The organism is Paenibacillus sp. FW101-FHT12H11 (assembly GCF_058790355.1).
This window is the reverse complement of record NZ_JBYTCO010000007.1, coordinates 416,166-433,070: the sequence shown is the minus strand read 5'-3', so window position 1 is coordinate 433,070 and position 16,905 is coordinate 416,166. Positions and strand designations below refer to the sequence as shown.

At 45.7% G+C, this 16,905-nt stretch carries 10 protein-coding genes; 2 read left to right on the top strand and 8 right to left on the bottom strand.

The features are described 5' to 3' along the window. Positions 1 to 94 precede the first annotated feature (94 nt). Entirely contained in the window at positions 95 to 1,486 is a 1,392-nt protein-coding gene (locus AC3WTJ_RS24410) for a sensor histidine kinase (protein WP_492524027.1), read from the bottom strand. Continuing rightward, positions 1,479 to 2,126 carry a response regulator transcription factor gene (locus tag AC3WTJ_RS24405; RefSeq protein ID WP_492524026.1) on the bottom strand — a complete coding sequence of 216 codons (648 nt, stop codon included), beginning with the start codon at positions 2,124 to 2,126 and terminating at the stop codon, positions 1,479 to 1,481. Before AC3WTJ_RS24405 ends, AC3WTJ_RS24410 begins: the two co-directional genes overlap by 8 nt. 169 nt (positions 2,127 to 2,295) lie before the next feature. Between AC3WTJ_RS24405 and AC3WTJ_RS24400 the strand changes: the two genes are divergently transcribed. After that, positions 2,296 to 4,641, top strand: a complete 2,346-nt coding sequence (locus tag AC3WTJ_RS24400; RefSeq protein WP_492524025.1) for a glycoside hydrolase — start codon at positions 2,296 to 2,298, stop codon at positions 4,639 to 4,641. A 53-nt stretch (positions 4,642 to 4,694) separates the two neighbouring features. Here AC3WTJ_RS24400 and AC3WTJ_RS24395 read toward each other — a convergent pair whose 3' ends face one another. From AC3WTJ_RS24395 to AC3WTJ_RS24385, 3 genes are all read right to left on the bottom strand, one after another. Beyond that, entirely contained in the window at positions 4,695 to 5,246 is a 552-nt protein-coding gene (locus AC3WTJ_RS24395) for a dihydrofolate reductase family protein (protein ID WP_492524024.1), read from the bottom strand. A 73-nt stretch (positions 5,247 to 5,319) separates the two neighbouring features. Next, positions 5,320 to 5,730 (bottom strand): GNAT family N-acetyltransferase, encoded by a 411-nt coding sequence (locus tag AC3WTJ_RS24390; protein WP_492524023.1) that lies wholly within the window; start codon positions 5,728 to 5,730, stop codon positions 5,320 to 5,322. Between the two features lie 123 nt (positions 5,731 to 5,853). Next, complete coding sequence (locus tag AC3WTJ_RS24385) at positions 5,854 to 12,765, bottom strand: S-layer homology domain-containing protein (RefSeq protein ID WP_492524022.1); 6,912 nt, start codon at positions 12,763 to 12,765, stop codon at positions 5,854 to 5,856. A 384-nt stretch (positions 12,766 to 13,149) separates the two neighbouring features. Here AC3WTJ_RS24385 and AC3WTJ_RS24380 point away from each other — a divergent pair, with 384 nt between their 5' ends. Next, the gene (locus AC3WTJ_RS24380; RefSeq protein WP_492524021.1) at positions 13,150 to 13,917 is read left to right on the top strand and encodes a class I SAM-dependent methyltransferase; all 768 of its coding nucleotides are present in this window, start codon (positions 13,150 to 13,152) and stop codon (positions 13,915 to 13,917) included. A gap of 406 nt (positions 13,918 to 14,323) precedes the next feature. Here AC3WTJ_RS24380 and AC3WTJ_RS24375 read toward each other — a convergent pair whose 3' ends face one another. The 3 genes from AC3WTJ_RS24375 to AC3WTJ_RS24365 form a co-directional block, all read right to left on the bottom strand. Continuing rightward, positions 14,324 to 14,584, bottom strand: a complete 261-nt coding sequence (locus AC3WTJ_RS24375) for a hypothetical protein (RefSeq protein WP_492524020.1) — start codon at positions 14,582 to 14,584, stop codon at positions 14,324 to 14,326. Between the two features lie 77 nt (positions 14,585 to 14,661). Continuing rightward, entirely contained in the window at positions 14,662 to 15,255 is a 594-nt protein-coding gene (locus AC3WTJ_RS24370; protein WP_492524019.1) for a TetR/AcrR family transcriptional regulator, read from the bottom strand. Between the two features lie 14 nt (positions 15,256 to 15,269). Then, a complete protein-coding gene (locus AC3WTJ_RS24365) occupies positions 15,270 to 16,715 on the bottom strand; it encodes an FAD-dependent oxidoreductase (RefSeq protein WP_492524018.1) in 1,446 nt (481 codons plus the stop codon). Positions 16,716 to 16,905 lie beyond the last annotated feature (190 nt).

The window sequence follows — 16,905 nt, the reverse complement described above, 5'->3', positions numbered from 1 at the left end:
GAACGGTTTCTTTTTGTTTTACAGAATTTAAAAGGAGGGTGCCCCTTGCCATTTTCATGGCTTATGGGACACCCTCTCTCATACGCGGGACGGTTCAAGCGTGCCGCCCTCTCAGTGGAATCTGAAACCAAAAGACGATGACACCATCCCGTACTTCGAGTCCGAATGATGCTTGATGCTTTTGTAGTATCGTTCGTGAAATGGATAAGCCTAGACCGGTGCCGCTGAATTTTTTGCTCCTGGAACTTTCCATGACATAGAACGGTTCCCATACCAGCTCCCAGGGCCTGTCCTCGCCTAAATCCGTATTATTCGCTGTCTCGAATCGGACGGTCCCCTCCTTGATTGCCGATGTGACGTTGACGCTTGCACCACTTGTGTACTTCATTGCATTCGTCAGCCAATTATGCAGAACCGATTCCAGTTTTGAACGGTCCGCCATCACCCATGTTTCCGCAGGCAAATGAATATTGGTTTCAAGTTCTAAGCCATATTGTAGGTAAGGTGTGCGATAATCTCCTATCGTTTCATCAAGCAAGTGCTTAAAATTGATCACTTCAAAACGGTATGTCTCCTCTTGAAGGCGTGACAGTTCAAGCAATCGGTCGATCAGGACGGACATCGCATCGCTCTGCTGTTGAATGACATGGGCATATGTACCGTCATCCAATCCATCCTGCATCCCGCTGGCATAGACACGGATGAGCGAGAGCGGTGTTTTCAATTCATGCGAAATATCCGCAATAAAGGTTTGCAGATTTGCGTTCTTGGCTTCTAGCGACTTATGCGCCTCTTCCAAACTGTCGCTCATTCGATTAATACTCCGAGCGAGCGATTCAATCTCATCACCTGTTTGTATATCAACTTTAGTGAAAGATAAATGGGAGATCGCTTCAGCTGTCTCATTTAATTTACCTAGCGGTTTGACAATTCGAGCGGTATAAAGTGCAGAAAGCACGATAAGCAGCAAAAGCATTCCAATCCATATATACAGATTGAACAAATTCACGATTTGGATGGTCTCATCTGAATTACTAATCGATTCGCCCACTGCGAAAACAGATCCTCCTACCGACAGGAAGTCGACCAGGAAACTTGATTTCAGCTTCGACTGATCATAAATTTTGTTCACCTGTGCCCCTTCGCGCAGCTTCGCGATACTTTCCTCTGTCAGCCAAAATTTACCCAGTGCAATGCCTTTGCGATTAAATTGAAGCAGCAGCTTATTATTCACATCATCGACGGAATCAGATAATGTCGTATAAGCGACAGTAACCTGGTACTGCTCCTCAATAACTCCAAGTTGCTGTACCAAAGAGCTGTAGGAAATAGAGACAAGTTCGGAAGACAATTCCGCCAGTTTATTTTTCTTCTGATATAAGAAGAACTTCGGCAAAAAATACGTATTCACCGCAAAAGAGAGGACAAAAACAAGACACAGTACTGCAGTTATCCTGATGATTAACTTGCGGTTTAGTTTACTCATTGTCCTCCACCAGAGAGTAGCCCATCCCGCGGTATGTCTTGATCCGCCCTTCGCCTATCTTTTCTCGAAGCCTACGAACGTGGGTGTCCACTGTCCTTTCCTCACCGTAATAGTCCATTCCCCACACTTGATCGAGCAGCATTTTGCGGGTAATAATTTGCCCCTTATTAAGTGCCAAATACTTCAATAACTCAAATTCCTTATGTGTTGCTTGAACGTCATTACCATTCCGATATACTTTCTGTGCATCCAGATCGACAGTTAGATCACCAAACGTCATCTTCGTGCCAACCTGCAGCAGCTTTTGAGCTCTTAACAACAAAATGCGCGGATCAAACGGTTTGCGAACAAAATCGTCCGCACCCGACTGCAAGGCAAGGAATTCATCATCCACATTCCCTTTCGCCGTCAACAGCAGCACTTTTGTCCGCCCCATTTTCTTAATTTCCCGGCACACTTCTATGCCGGTCCTTTTTGGCATCATCCAATCTAAAATGGCCAAATCAATTTTATGCTGATAAAACAAATTTATTGCTTCTTCGCCATCCTGCGCCAGAAACGTCTGAAAACCTTCTTTTGTGAAATATGCCTTTATCACTTGCAGCATAAGCGGTTCATCGTCAGCTAACAACAAATTCACATACCTTCCCCCCTTTTCACGCAGCATTCCTATTATAAATGTCTTTTGTTACATCAGTATGGCAAAATGCTTCATGACATAGACATATCCGTGATCTCCATTTGGCACATTCGTGTAACATAACCTCCTTATACTGAACATCGAATCAAACATATTAGGAGGTATTTTCATGAAAAAACAAAAGCTTGCATTACTTTGTGCAGCTAGTCTCATTACCGTAGCCCTAACCGGGTGCCGCGATCAAGCTGCAAACCAGCTAACACCAACCAGCGGGCAGCAAACCATTTCAACATCCGTTCAACCGGCAGGTGAGCCCTTCGATTACGAAGTCGATCCCGAGACATTCACTCTGACGATTATTAAAAACGGGGTTCGTATGCCGGCTTCGCTGGCCCTGCCCAAAACAGCTGTAACTGATCTCGTTAAGGAGAAAGATTCGATAAAATGGACTTATCCGGGACAAGTGAAAGTTAGTATCGCCAAGAAAAACGATTATCTCGATATTCACTTCGATTCCATAGGCGCAGAGCAGTTTCAATGGCCTTCAGTAAAAGCACAGAGTTACGTGCTTCCCTTGGGCGAAGGTAAGATCATTCCAGCCGACGACACGAATTGGCGGACTTTCTTGGATGATCAGAGCTACACTTGGAGTGAGTCGTTCTCGATGGACTTTTTTGCTTTGAAAAACGACCCCTTCTCCCTGGTTTATGTCGTTACAAATAAATTCAATGATGAGGTTCATTTCGATACGTCTTCTCCGCTTCAATTTCAATTTACACACGCATTTCCAAGCATCAATACAGATAAAAGCTATGGATTCCGCCTGTATGTTACGGGCAGTGACCCGCAGCAAATGGTTCAACCTTACAAAAGTTATATAGAAGAAAGCGGAAAATACGTTACGCTTGCGGACAAATCGAAAGAGAATCCCAATATTCAAAAACTGTACGGGGCCCCACAGATATACTTATGGAGTGAGTCGATCCTCACCGATCGCGATGTCCAGTGGCCTAAAATCCGACCGTTACTCTCGGGTGCTCTAGGTCAGTGGCTAGTCAAGCTGATCGCAGGCACAGCCGAAGGTAGCGATGAGCTTGCTCTGGTGTTGAAGGACATGGCGAAACAGAACAGCTTCGACGCCTATCAGAAAAGAGTTATCCTAAGTGCGCTTAATCAAGGAATGAAGCTGAAAGGTTTCTATTCAAAGGCCGTATTTCCGAATCCCGGAAGTGAAGCGCAGAAGCTGATGGATCTAGGAATCGATAAATTAAGCGAGCAAAAACTGTACGACCTCAACAAGCTGCTGCTCAAAAGCGTGTTGAAAGACGCCGCGGGAGATATTTCTGCTTGGGGACAGGCGGATTCAACAGATCTAATCAACGATATGCAGAAGTCGGGAATTCAAAAAGCATGGATTGGACTTCCCAACTGGGCTGACGGTCTGAGCAATCCCCATATGGTTGAAGCAGCCAATCAGGCGGGATACTTAATTGCTCCTTATGACTCCTACCATTCCATTCAGGAGCAACCCGATCCTTCATGGAACACGGCGTTCTTCCCTGATCCTTCGCTTTATGATCAGGCAACGATCGCCACAAAGGATGGTACGAAAATTGCCGGCTTTCTTCAAAGAGGGCGAAAATTGAACCCAACTTTAGCTATGCCTAGTGTGAAACAGCGGGTCGAGGGAATCCTTCAAGACGGGATTGGTTACAACTCGTGGTTTGTTGACTCAGACGCGACTGGAGATGTCTACGACGACTACTCCCCCGATCATCCGACAACACAGCTTCAGGACATGATGGCCCGCTTAGATCGGTTTACCTATTTTGCCAAAGACAAACATATGGTAGTTGGCTCGGAGGGTGGTAATGATTACGCGAGCGGAGTTATTGCTTACGCGCAAGGCATTGAGAGTCCCGTTATCGCTTGGGGCGACCCGGATATGCGGGAGAACAAAAACAGCCCCTACTTTGTAGGCGGATATTACGCTGCTTCCGGCATCCCGGAACGTTACGGCAAATCAGTACCGGTTAAACCTCTGTATGAAAAGGTCTACAATGACCCGGTGTACGCCTTGCCTTTATACAAGCTTGTTTATAATAACTCCATTATTACGACTAATCATTGGGAGTGGGGTACTTATAAGATTAAAGGTGATGAAGCGGATAAAATGTTATATGGCCTCTTGTACAATGTACCTCCCTTATATCACTTGAACCGTGCAACTTGGGAGCAAGAGAAAGCCAGCATCCTGGATTATTTGAAGGTATGGTCCCCTTTCCATCAGCAAGCCGTCACTCAACAAATGAGTAAATTTGCCGTGTTAACCGACGACAGACTTGTTCAAAGTGCACAGTATGGCAACGACCTCAAGGTTATTGCCAACTTTTCCGAACATGAAGTAAAGGTAGATAACGATGCTATTCCGGCGATGTCGGCTGTTATATATGAAGGAAAACAGCGTTCGATTTTCCATGCAGCAGATAATGTTAAGCTTCTTGCCCGTATGTAGCATGTAAACAAATAGAGAACCAGCCGGCATATCGGTGGGTTCTCTATTTGTTATTACTTGTTCATATGATAGATTAACTGCACAACGCCAGAGGAGAATGTTTTGGTAGTAATCAATTTTAGGTTTAGTCTCTGATTAATATCCGTAAACAACGGCTTTCCTTCTCCTAAAATAACAGGGTGCACAGATAATCTAAATTCATCAACTAGTCCTAAATGGATAAACGTTGTAATCAGACTTGCTCCGCCATACAGCCAAATATCTTTGCCTGGCTTATTCTTTAATTTAGTAACTTCTTCGAAAATATGATCGTGGATGAAGATCGCTTTATGATCCGTCCCGCTTTGTGTTCTTGAAAACACATATTTCTCTTTACTATGAACGAGATCCCAAATTTTATGATCCGTCTCTTCATTTTCAGAATCAGGCGTGTATTGCCCCCATAAATCATAGCTTTTTCTGCCATACAGGATGGTATCAATTTGATTTAAGAACTGTGTGAACCCCATCTCGGCGTCCATCACGCACCAATCAACTTCCCCCTTACTTCCTTCAATAAACCCATCTAAAGTAACGGCTAAATCCAAAATGATTTTACGGCTCATGATCGGTTAACTCCTTTCGTTGATCTACAGCCTAGTATAGACTTTAACCATGTCAATTTATGTCATAGTCATATCAGATCAGCTTTTTCGTTAAAATAATCTCCATAGCTTGATCATCCAGCAATAAGCATCCTGCATCTTTGTAACCCAATTTTCTATAGAAATGCTGAGCCTCTTCATCTGCTTGTGTGGATGTCATAACCCGTTCAAACCCTTGTTCTTTCATGCGATTTTCCCAAAAATCGACGGCTTGCTTCCCCAACCCTTGTTTACGGTAAGGTTCGTCGAACCAAATCATATTCATAAACGGTGTATGATCCCAGAAGTAGCTAAAACGCATCCAACCGATGATTTCATCACGCTCATCTTGGAACAGGAAAATTTCGTTTTCTCTAATTTTAGGTCCAATTAAGTGCTCCTTCAGATGTTGATCTCTGCTTTTTATGAAATCAATATCTCTTTCTGTCGCTGTTCTAATTCTCACACTTCTCCACCTCCGTTATTCATACATACAAATTCCTTCTATCTGTTCAGATTCCTCTTACCAAAACAGCCGCCTTCTAGAAATCGAAGGCGGCTGTTTGTTTGGAAATTTTGTTTGCAAAATTTAGTTCATAAAGCTCAGGAATTGCAGGGCACGCTTCAAAATCACTGCAGCTTGTGCACGATTTGCAGATTCCTTCGAAGCGAAAACGGTGTCGGACATTCCTTGAATGAGTCCTGCTTTCAAAGCCTGAGAAACGGCTCCTTTCGACCATTCCCCGATATCCAATCGGTCGGCGAATTTGTTCAATACCGAGATATCGCCTTGCATTTCCTTGCCGCCGTATTTCATGCCCCGGATCACCATCGCAACCATTTGTTCGCGAGTAATATTAGCGTTAGGTTGGAAGTTGCCGTCCGAATAGCCATCGATCAATCCAGCTTTTGAGGCCGAGCCTACGGCCCCGGCAAACCAATCCGTGGATTGAACATCGTGAAACACGCTACCTTTTGTTTCTACTAAACCAAGGGAACGAACCAGCATGGCCGCAAACTCAGCACGCGTCACGTTCGCTTCAGGTGCAAATTGCTCATCAGTCATACCGTTTAGAATGAATTTACTTGCGAGTAGTTCAATATCTGTTTTAGCCCAATGCCCTTGCATATCACGGAACGTTTTCTCCGATTGAATGACGGTATAAACGCTGTTGTGCGGCGAATGGATTGTTATTTCCGTAGTTCTGTCTTTTGTTGTTACAACAGCCGGAACAAAGTGAACCTGCTTGTTCGAATCAACCCATACAGCGGTCAACGTGGCGGGGTCTACGGTCAGTTGACCCAAGTTAAGAGTACGGTTGACATATACGCCTCCGAAGTCCGCTAATTCCGAACCGTTAACGGTGATCGTAAATTCGATCGGGTTCGTTATCACTTGCTTTGCATTCAGGTTATTCACGGCAGCATTCACATCGTCTCCAGCTTTTCCCGTTACTTTGGCTATCGAGACGACCACTGTAGAGTCCTTCTGGATATTCGCAAACAGCGTCACAGGCAATTCGTAACGAATCCCATTTGATTGAATAACCAATTGACTTTGTTTATCCGTCGCACTGAGAAGAGAATTGCCTGGAAGTTCCACTTTCGTAGCCGAGTCGCTGCCTTTCACATCTATGACGACGAGAGGGTTAGTTAAGGCTTTCTCCAACGCTTTCGTATCCACAGTGACTTTTGTTACCGTACTTCCATCAGGCGCCGTTTCTTTCGTAACTTTGGCATCCTTATCAAGATTAAGGACACCCGTATTCGTATTGGAACCACCAGACGTTACTGGAGCAGATCCCGACCCCGTAGAGATTGGAGTATCAGAAGTATCTCTCGATCTAGAATTGGTCCAGAAACTAGCTGCCGGTCCGTACACGCTTTTAACGCCATCCTTATCTACAGCTTGAATCGTGAATGTGTACTTGCTGCCACTCGTCAGACCCGTCAGCTTATAAGTCAGGACATCACCGACCGAAACGACTTCGGAATACGTGCTGCCGGTAACCGTATAAAGCGTATATCCGACTATCCCTCTCACGGCTTGCGCCGCTGTCCATCGCAATGTTGCCGATGTTTCGCCGACTTCCGAAACGGTCAAAACGGATTGAGCAGGCCATGTGACTGAACCTGAGGTAACGGCAACGTTAGCTAAAGCCTTATACACGCTGCCAGTAACGGTTCCTTCAACGGTAAAGTTTCCTGGAGCCGCGTATTGGATAGGAGTAATCGGATTCCAAGCCACAGGCAGCTTTTGGGTTGAGCTGTCGCTGTAGACAGCGCTCACAACAGTCGGCATAACCGGTGCTGTTCCTACTACGGTATCGATGTTCTCCGGTGCAATGCTAACAATGACAGGATTGACATCCGTAGGTACCGTAGGCACTGGAAAAGCTGGTGCCGAGATCATAAATTTGCGGGAATATGGATCGGTTCCCTTCGACCTTACCGAGATCGCTGTAGTGTCAGAAGAATTGTTTGGCCATACATAGCTTGTCGCATTTGCCGGCAATTCGGCAACAACTTCTGTCCCGTTATAAACCGTGAAGCCTTCGCTCCGCTCGTTGGAATCCCATTTTAGAACCGCTGACGAACCGTTGGTTGCTATTTTCAGATTCTGAGGAGGCGTCGGTGCGTTGAAGACTTGAACCTGTGTAAGCCTAGGAGGTCCAGTTAAATCAGTGCCTGCGTTGCTGCCCGATGCGTTTTCTACCATTACTTTGATATATCTGGCATGGTAGGTCTTGCCAAGATTTAACGCATAAGATGCATCTGTTGTGTCATCTCCGCCGTTTAGGTTGCCTGTTTCATAGGTATAACCTTCTTCGGTTTTGAGATCAACCTGGCTGAAAGTCACGTTTTCCAATTCAGCAGCCGACGAATGATTACTGAAATCATCGGATACATAAACGGTCGCACCTTTCAATCTGGTGGACTTGGCAAGCAGCCTGATTTGGCTGAAATCCATAGCTTGACCAAGGTCAATAACAAAACTACCTTTTTTAGCACCATCCGTACCCAACCAAGAATAATTTCCAATTTGGTCCAAGTTGGTCACGTTGTTTACATTCCAAATCATTGGATCTTCAAGGACACCGCTTGTCAGTTTGTTTGCATTCCCATAAGGATTAGCATTAGCGGATGCAAGCTGTAGCGAGTTGGCACCTGCCGCCGAACCAACGTTGTATGCTTTTTTATTCAGCGCCAGGTTGGTAGAAGAAACGCCGGTTGCAACTTTGGTTATCGTAATATCAGAAAGCTGCAGCTCGGCGTCGTAAGCTGAATTGGTGCCGCCGTTAGAGTTGCGGTAAATGCCCCACTTTGGACGCAAATATTGGTCAAAAGTCGCCGGATATTCGGTTTCGAAATTGACATTGGTGCTTCCGACCTTGACGCTTCTTTCCGGTCTTCTCCACAAGTCCTTCACACCGTCGCCTGCCCCTTGTTTCGGAAACGTCTGATACACATCCGGGCTGTCAAACGTATAAACTTTACCGGTAACGGTATCCGTGATTTTAATCGTCAGCCAACCCGAATCGGAGATTAATGCCTGAAGCTCAACTTTAATCCAATGGCTGCCAATATCTTTCAACGGGATTCTCAGAAGGGTCTTATCGCCGTCGTATCGGTTATGGTTGACGATCAGCTCCCTCGTATCCTTGCCGGTAATTGACATAGCCAGAATATACGCCCCATTCTCACCGGCACTGTTGCCTCCTGAGAGGGTATCGGCTGCCTGGGCATTCGTAGCTTTTAATTGGAAAATATGTCTGAAGTTAGACTGGTTCCACTGATTGCCATCCGGAATGTTCCACATCCATTGATAGGAAACAATATCGCCATTATATGCCGTAAAATCCTTGGTCGAATCTTCGTCTGGACGAATCTCGATCCTTTGTCTGTCATTGATGGCCGCACCGCCGACGACATAACCTTTTTCCCAGTCAAAAACACCTTTGTGTGCATATTCGCCGTCCCGAACTTCGTCTTCGAATTCATTGTTCAAGCCTCTGCCTTGGGCAACAACCTTGAACACGTTTTTCTGAAGGGTACTGTCCCAGACGCTTTGGACATGCTTGTCAGCTAAGTTCGCTTCAGGACGATCCCCATAATAAGCATGGTAAGCATCTCGAATTCGCTTGGTTACACCTTCAACAGGCTCATCGGTGCCCATCGCGCCTCCCAGAACATTGTAAGGAGAAACGCCATCAATGGCATTCATTTTGATGGTTTTACTATTCTCTCCAAGCCCACGCGCTGTCACATCCAAGGCAAAAATAGAAGATGTGCCGCTGCTGAGACGGATAGGGAATTCATTCGTGCCCAGCGGAAGCTTCGCGAGGAACGGAGCTTCAAAGGTAACCTTATTCCCAGTTACTGAATAATCCGTATTGAAAACAAGCTCCTTGCCTTGAGCAGTCGTGATTCCCACAATCGACTGACCACTGGGAAGGCTAACAGTGGTGTTGATCGGCTCTCTTTGATCCCAAGTGCTGTAGACAGCTTTGGATGGTGTAAGAGCCGTAGCATTGGATACCGGATTTTTTCCATAAATCACCAATCCGGATAACCCCATGGCGGACGTATTCTCATCCATACGACGATCGCGTGGTCCAACCAACACCGTGTTAATCATTACATAGCGCGCCGTGAACGGGTATAAGAATGTTTTGGTATCAAAACCCCATTGCTGTCCATTGTAGGTTACAAAGGACCACATGCCTTCAGTTTCCGTGCCTCCAGCCAGCTTCCAGCCGTTGCCTTCCCAATCATAGTTGTTGGCCACATCCGAAGTTGTAGGGCTGCTCGCCCAAGATTGAGGATCATTAGAGTAATAAACTTCGAAACGGGTAGCATTCTTCTGAATATTGGCGATAGCGTTCGGAATTTCAAGATACAGTTTATCCACTGTCTTCGGAGATCCCAAATCAAGGCTCAACGCCAAAGAAGATGGCGCATAATTCTCCTTATACACGTTGGAGCTAGAGTTTCGCCAGAAACCAGTTCCGTCCGTCTTCAAGGCGTCTACTCCAGGATGATCGGGTTGCTCGGAGCTAACCTTGAAGTTTACGCCATCTTGCGGCGTAAAACGGGATGGCGCCAACAGATTTACGGAACCGGTCTCGATCGATCGAGAAGGTTGACCGATAATGTTAAATACATTGCTTTTGATGGAGCCAGCACTGTTATCGAGTGTGAGATCGGAGACCAGCAGTACATATTGCGCATTTACTGTTTGGCTCAGTGTCAAATCGGCCTTCTCGTTGTTGCTCAGATCCGTCGTTTTTCCCGCTCCGGGAATCAGGATCCAAGAGGAACCATGCTCGGTTAGAAGCGGCTTCCTCGTTGCCGATGAGGTTGGCGAGACAGAAGTGCCTTCCTTAAGTTCGTTATATGCCGCAGCATCGTTCGTATAGTACAGCTGGTAATTTTTCAGAAATTTGCTGTTGCTGGTCCATTCAAGCTGAATCCGGCTGACTTCAATCTGTTTTTCCAGTTTAACGGCAGCCCAGTATTGGTACCCTTCTGTCTTGGTTAGTGAACTGTTCGCTTGCCAAGCCGTATCCGACAGGTCGTCGATAAAGTTATTTTTGGTACCCCCACTTTGTGAAACAACTTTAATTTCGGCGGATGGCGTTACTGCCCAGTTTTTAATGCCGGAAATATTGACTTCAATATAAGGCTTAATATTCTGGGTGTTCGTAATGCCAGTTCCGGTAAATTGCCCATTGATTTTGTAATTTCCCGTACCATTCGGATCATAGCCATCCGAGCTCCACGTGACATTTACCTTTTCAATCTTGCCTGTGCTCAGAGTTACATCCAGTTGTGCCGGTAAGCCCAAGTTCTCGAATACAGTGCCTGGTGCTGCCGAAACAACCGGCTTCCTATCCCATGCCACGATATCCTTGGGCTGGCTGTTTGGGTCCCAACCATCAGGGAACACATAGGTGCTTGCATCCCTTTTAATTAAGTAAATATCGGATAAATACATCGTTGCGGCCTGATATTCATCGGCATAAACCGATTCGTTCAAGGTATTGTACATTCCCCGATATAGTCCCCATTTAGAGCGGTTTTGTTGTCCAGGCACTGCGGGCAGATCGACGCGCTCCTTTTTCCCCGTATCCGGGTTCAAGACTTCCGGGCGTCTCAAGGTTTCCGCCGTCATGCCGCCTTTCCAGAGTTCTGTATTGCTTGCCACGTCAACAAGCTTGCCATACACGTACCCTTTATCAGCGCTAAGAATCGTCACTTCCATATCCAGCCAACGGTCGACGACCTGATCTAATGGAATCGTGAACAGCGGCTTAATTCGGTGTGCTTCTTGCCCATCCGGATTGTTTCTGAATTCCAAATAGCCTTTGCCATTGACGGAAACAAGCGTGAGCGTCGTTATCGGCTGCCCGGCTTCATCCCCTTCAATCGCCTTTAATTGAAAAATATGGAAGAAACGTCGCGGAGCAATGAAGTCGCCGGCTTCCTTCTCGGCGGCATCCATCTGATACTTGATCGTTTCCGAAGGAAGCATCAGCTTCCAATGATGGGTCATAATATCGCCGCCCACACTGTTAGCTTCGCTATTCGACGCGCTGGTATTGCTCTTAATCTCGAGCCGCTGACGGTCACTGTTGACCGCTCCCCGGTCACCATCGTCCCGGCTAACCCCTTCAGGCGTTTTGAACGGTAAAAATTCATGATACCGCAAAATGTCCGTGTTCAGCTTGTCCAGTCCGGCACTTGCTTCAATCCCGTACTTCGTAAGCGCATTCACATCAGTTTTGCCGATGGTTTGCAGATACATGTTATCTCCCAGCCAAGAATCAGGAACGCTTTGAGCCGTCGGGTAGTCTCCGGAACGGTCATAAACCGACTCAAACCAATCCTTCCCGCTGTAAGATGAGGCTTTCCCTGGCCCTTCAATTGAACCTGTGGTGCTGCCAAAACCCATTTTGGAAGCGCCAAGTACGTCCCATGCATGTTCGCCTGCTTTAATATTTAGTGGAGAATATTTGTCATTAGGCCCCATAGAGTTGGCTATGGACGTTGGCAGTTCCTTCTCTACAGTTACGGTAATCGTGTATTTCTTACTGTTGCTGCTGTCATCCTTATCCGTTAACACCAGATAGTACGTCGTTATTCCACCCGATGAAAATTGATCCAGCTTGGCATCGCCCATGTTGATGCCGCTGGTAGCGAATGGAATTGCTGTTGTTTCATCGCTTCTGAAAACCGTTGGAGTAACGCCCGGATTCGTCGTTACGTTCAGCATTTGGTAAGATTCGCCGAAGGGCAACGAAATCCCAATGGTTGATTGAGAAACGTCAACTACTGCGTTTACTGGCTTGCTTACTTCGACTTCAAAAAGGCTTAACATCTCTCCCTGTGCGGCATGCGCCGTCGATGCAGAGAACCCGAATGGGTTCAAAAGCGTAAGCATCATAGCAATTGTTAGAATAGCGCTTACAACTTTCTTCATAACTTGTTGCGTGAGCATCCTAGTGCCTCCTTATGATAGCTTCTAAAACATCATCCCAGCAGAACATTCCGTGCAAGTTATCCCTCCCTTTTTGTAATCAAAGCAGACTGTTAGTTAAAACTACCTGCTCTCGCCGAAGAACGGCAGCATGACGAACGAATAAATAACCGTTGTCTGAAAGCACTTACATTCATTCGGATAGCTTCACTCTATTGCTGATAGGGGAAACAGACAATGGAGATTATTATGGTGGTATGTGTTTTTTTGGGTTGGCGGTTGTGCTCCGATCGTCTATGGCGGTAAGTTTCGTTATAATTGTCTTTTCACATTGACCAAATTTTTCCAAGCTACTTATAATTGATTTAACTTCTGTTTTCATTCCAATCATGGAGGGAAAAACGTATGTCATTTAGTTATTACGGAGAACTTTGTACCGAAGTCTATAACCACACCAAAAAGATTGGTCAGTCTATTAATGGGGATTTGGAGTATTACCAGGGAAAACTTAAGTCTTGTAAAGGTCGTATACTTGAAGTTATGGTCGGCTCTGGTCGTGTAATCATTCCACTTCTTGAAACAGGTCTTCTTGTAGACGGGGTTGACTATTCTACCGATATGTTAGCTTCTTGTCGGGGTCGTTGCAAGGAACGGGGGTTAGTTACAAATCTGTATGAGTCAAGCCTGCAAGATCTTTCTTTGCCCGATAAATATGAGGCTATCATTATTCCAGCCGGTTCATTTTTGTTAATTGAAAAACGAGCAGAGTCTCTTGAAGCCTTAAGGCGCCTCTACGAACATCTTCAGCCAGGTGGCCGCTTAATACTTGACATTTTCTTGCCTGATACGAATTTTGAGTGTGGTAAATGGCTTGGCACGTCGACCTTTAACTTGCCAGATGGCGACATCATCACCATGGAAGGCAAACAAGTCGAGGCTGATTTATTCAAGCAATATAAAGTTTCCTATATCAAGTATGAAAAATGGCGCAATGGCGCGCTAATCCAAACCGAATTACAGCGGTATGCCCTACGTTGGTATGGCATTGAGGAATTCAAGCTTGTTTTAGAAAGCTTGGGTTTTACCGATGTGGTTGTGACAGCGGATTTTGATCCTAACAAAACACCATCTCACGCTGAGCAGTCGTTTGTCTTTGAAGCTGTTCGAAAGTAAGCGTCGTTGCCCTTTACGAAATAAAAAAGCCTGACGGATCAAGCTCCGTCAGGCTTAAAGGTTTTCTACTTAACTACCTCCGCTACTCCATCTCCTACTCACTATACAGCCGACTTCACCCTACCCTGCCACCAACAAATTCAATCAACTAGCAGGAATACCGCTAATGTATTATTTAAGGGAACATAAATCCTCTATTTGGAGTAAATCTAGCCGAAGCGTGACTTCGGGGAACTACAGGCTCTTATTCAGGCACCAAGACATGGTTTTCAGCTTAAATGAAGAAATAGGGGATCGTAGTTCCCTCTGCCTATTGAAAATGTGTTTTTTAAATGAATTAGCGGACCACAGTTCCCTGAAAAACTTTAAATAGGCTTCTGAACCAACAATTCAAGCAATTCCTTAATCAATTAACACTTTTCAGCCAAATCTCCGCCGTGCGATCCTTAGCATCCGATTCCAGTTTTACAACATAGGTACCCGCTTTGATCGCCTTGAAAGAAATAGGTCCCGTGAGTTTCACGTCGACGAGCACTTCCTTGCCGTCTGGTCCGATTATCGTCAGTTTTCTTTTTACAACTACGGTATTGTCGAGTTCAGGAGTTTCATATGTAGGAGGATTCTGAAATCTCACTACATGATCCTGATCAATCGTTACTGGTTTCATTGTTCATCGATCCAATCCCAATTAATAGTAAATTCCCGCGATCGAGTTGCACTTATACCCCTTATCCTATTCATCCACTAAGGAGTAATCATCCTCAGCAGCACGTCAACTTTCGGAAGCTGGTAGCCTCCAATTTTCTGAACATTCAGCACCATCAGACCGGAGAGGACTGATAAATACGACGAAATCATTTCGTCCAAATCTCGCTCCGCAACCTGACCGGCTTCCTGTCCTTCTCGGAATAAGGCCCGCAGCTGCTTGACGTAGTTATCCATGGAATAGCGCTCAATTAACTCCACGACTTTCTCAGGCACTCCGTCTGAGGTTCTCGCTTGATGTATAAGTAGAAAATAGTCCGTCCCGCTCTCATCCATCATGTCTTGCGTTAACGCTCTTATTTTATCAATCGGCGAGCCCGGCAGCTTGTAAACATTTTGCATAGCTTCATCCGATGCAATCATGGCCTTTTCAACTAGTGTTGTGAAAAGCTCTTCCTTCGACGTAAAGTAATGATAGAGCAGCCCATGGCTAATCTCGGCCTCAGCGGCGATCATGCTCATTTTCGTCCCAATAATCCCCCGTCTTGCAAAAACCTTAAGCGCAGCGCTCATAATTTGCTCTCTGCGTTCATCACGAATCTGAAGCTGTTGCTCTTCATTTAATGGAGGCAAGACATTCTTCACTCCTAACCTGGAATCAATTTGTTCAATATTTCTTCTAATGGCAGCTCGTATTCTCTTAACAGATCGGCAAGTAATTGCCGCCCTTCCTCCGAAGACTCAAGAACCGACTTGACCATCTGTGGCTGAAACAACTCATGCAGAGGCAAAGATAATGAATTAACACCCCAGTACAAACCGAATAGTTTGAAATTATGATTCGCCGTACCCTCTCTCAAGATCAAATTCATATATCGGCTGCCAAAAGCAATTCCCTCAAGCGGTTCTGAGCCAGCCACGTATTCGACGCCATCCCACTGCATATCCGCTGCACAATTCAACCACCAAGCAGGTGTAATCGCTTTTTCTTGAAAAGTGCATAGAACCCTCTGCTCGAAATGTGGCTCAGGATGATTAAGTTGCTCCTGCAGCATAGTGTCCAGCAAATCCGCTTCTATAGCAGCAACCGTCATCCCTTGGCCAAAAATAGGGTCATAAATGCAGTATGCATCCCCTAATACTAACAATCCGTCCGGCCATTTGTCCATTTGGTCATAGTGGTGACGGTACAGTTCAGGAACGCGAAAACCCTTAGGCGGGGTGATTGGTTCAAGCTCACTTAGGATTTCTCCAATCAGGGGGCTAGGAAGCTGAGCGACCTCCCGTTCGAAATCTTCCGGATTCGTTGGTGGATAATGCCCGCCTGGGCGATACAGCAGCATTTCAGCCACCTCATTCTCGATAAAGGAAAATACTCCCGTGAACGTTCCTTGTGCGGGTTGGCCCATGATGTTTATTACATCCCATTTCTCAATCAGATGCTTCATATGAGCAGGAACGTTATAACGACGTGTGCTGTAGCCGATAGCTGCTTTCATCCGATCAGGGGCAGGCACGTCATAACCAAATTCCTTCAGCCATTGCGTCAATTTGGAGGAGCGTCCACTTGCATCCACGACAAGATCTGCCATGTAATCATGCTTAATGCCTGCTCCCCTCTGACGAACCTGAATGCCCGTAACCGCTGTATGATTACGGCTCGTATGCAGCCCAATGACATCATACTCTTCTAGCAGTCGTACATTGGGAATCTTCCTTACACGGTCACGTATCACCCACTCCAACACGGCACGGCTGAACTTCCTATCATTCCGTTGGTAAGGTGCTTCCACGGTTCCATATTGATTCATCATATGAACGGTTTTATGAAGCGAGCTTGGTGAACCAAGCGCCGCCAGTTCATCTTCGTAACCAGGAAAAAGCTGCTCTGTTATCATTTTACCACGCTGTGTGAACCTATGGGGATGAAAACCGTGCGGAGTGCCATTCCGGTCTTCGGGATGTTGCGGAAATGCATCCTTATCGATAAGCAGTACTTCTTCATAATACGATGAGAGGACTCTTGCCGTCATTAGACCTGACATGCTGCCGCCGATCACGATAGCTTTGTCTGCTTTTTGAACAAAATTCATAACATTCACCTCTATAAATTTTTGATTGACTAAATCAGTCAACGTTAGAATAAACCATTATTTTCCTGATGTCAATCAGATAATTTCCTCATAAATTCGTCGCTGCGTTGGAAACATCCCCCTTGTATTCAGCATGGTTAACGTCTTCTCCGCATACAACTAGGTTTAGAACAGGTAAATTCGGAGGTGT

Coding starts and splice junctions, on each gene's coding strand:
- AC3WTJ_RS24410 (WP_492524027.1), bottom strand. CDS start 1,486: ATGAGTAAACTAAACCGCAAGTTAATCATCAGGATAACTGCAGTACTG.
- AC3WTJ_RS24400 (WP_492524025.1), top strand. CDS start 2,296: ATGAAAAAACAAAAGCTTGCATTACTTTGTGCAGCTAGTCTCATTACC.
- AC3WTJ_RS24395 (WP_492524024.1), bottom strand. CDS start 5,246: ATGAGCCGTAAAATCATTTTGGATTTAGCCGTTACTTTAGATGGGTTT.
- AC3WTJ_RS24385 (WP_492524022.1), bottom strand. CDS start 12,765: ATGCTCACGCAACAAGTTATGAAGAAAGTTGTAAGCGCTATTCTAACA.
- AC3WTJ_RS24380 (WP_492524021.1), top strand. CDS start 13,150: ATGTCATTTAGTTATTACGGAGAACTTTGTACCGAAGTCTATAACCAC.
- AC3WTJ_RS24375 (WP_492524020.1), bottom strand. CDS start 14,584: ATGAAACCAGTAACGATTGATCAGGATCATGTAGTGAGATTTCAGAAT.
- AC3WTJ_RS24365 (WP_492524018.1), bottom strand. CDS start 16,715: ATGAATTTTGTTCAAAAAGCAGACAAAGCTATCGTGATCGGCGGCAGC.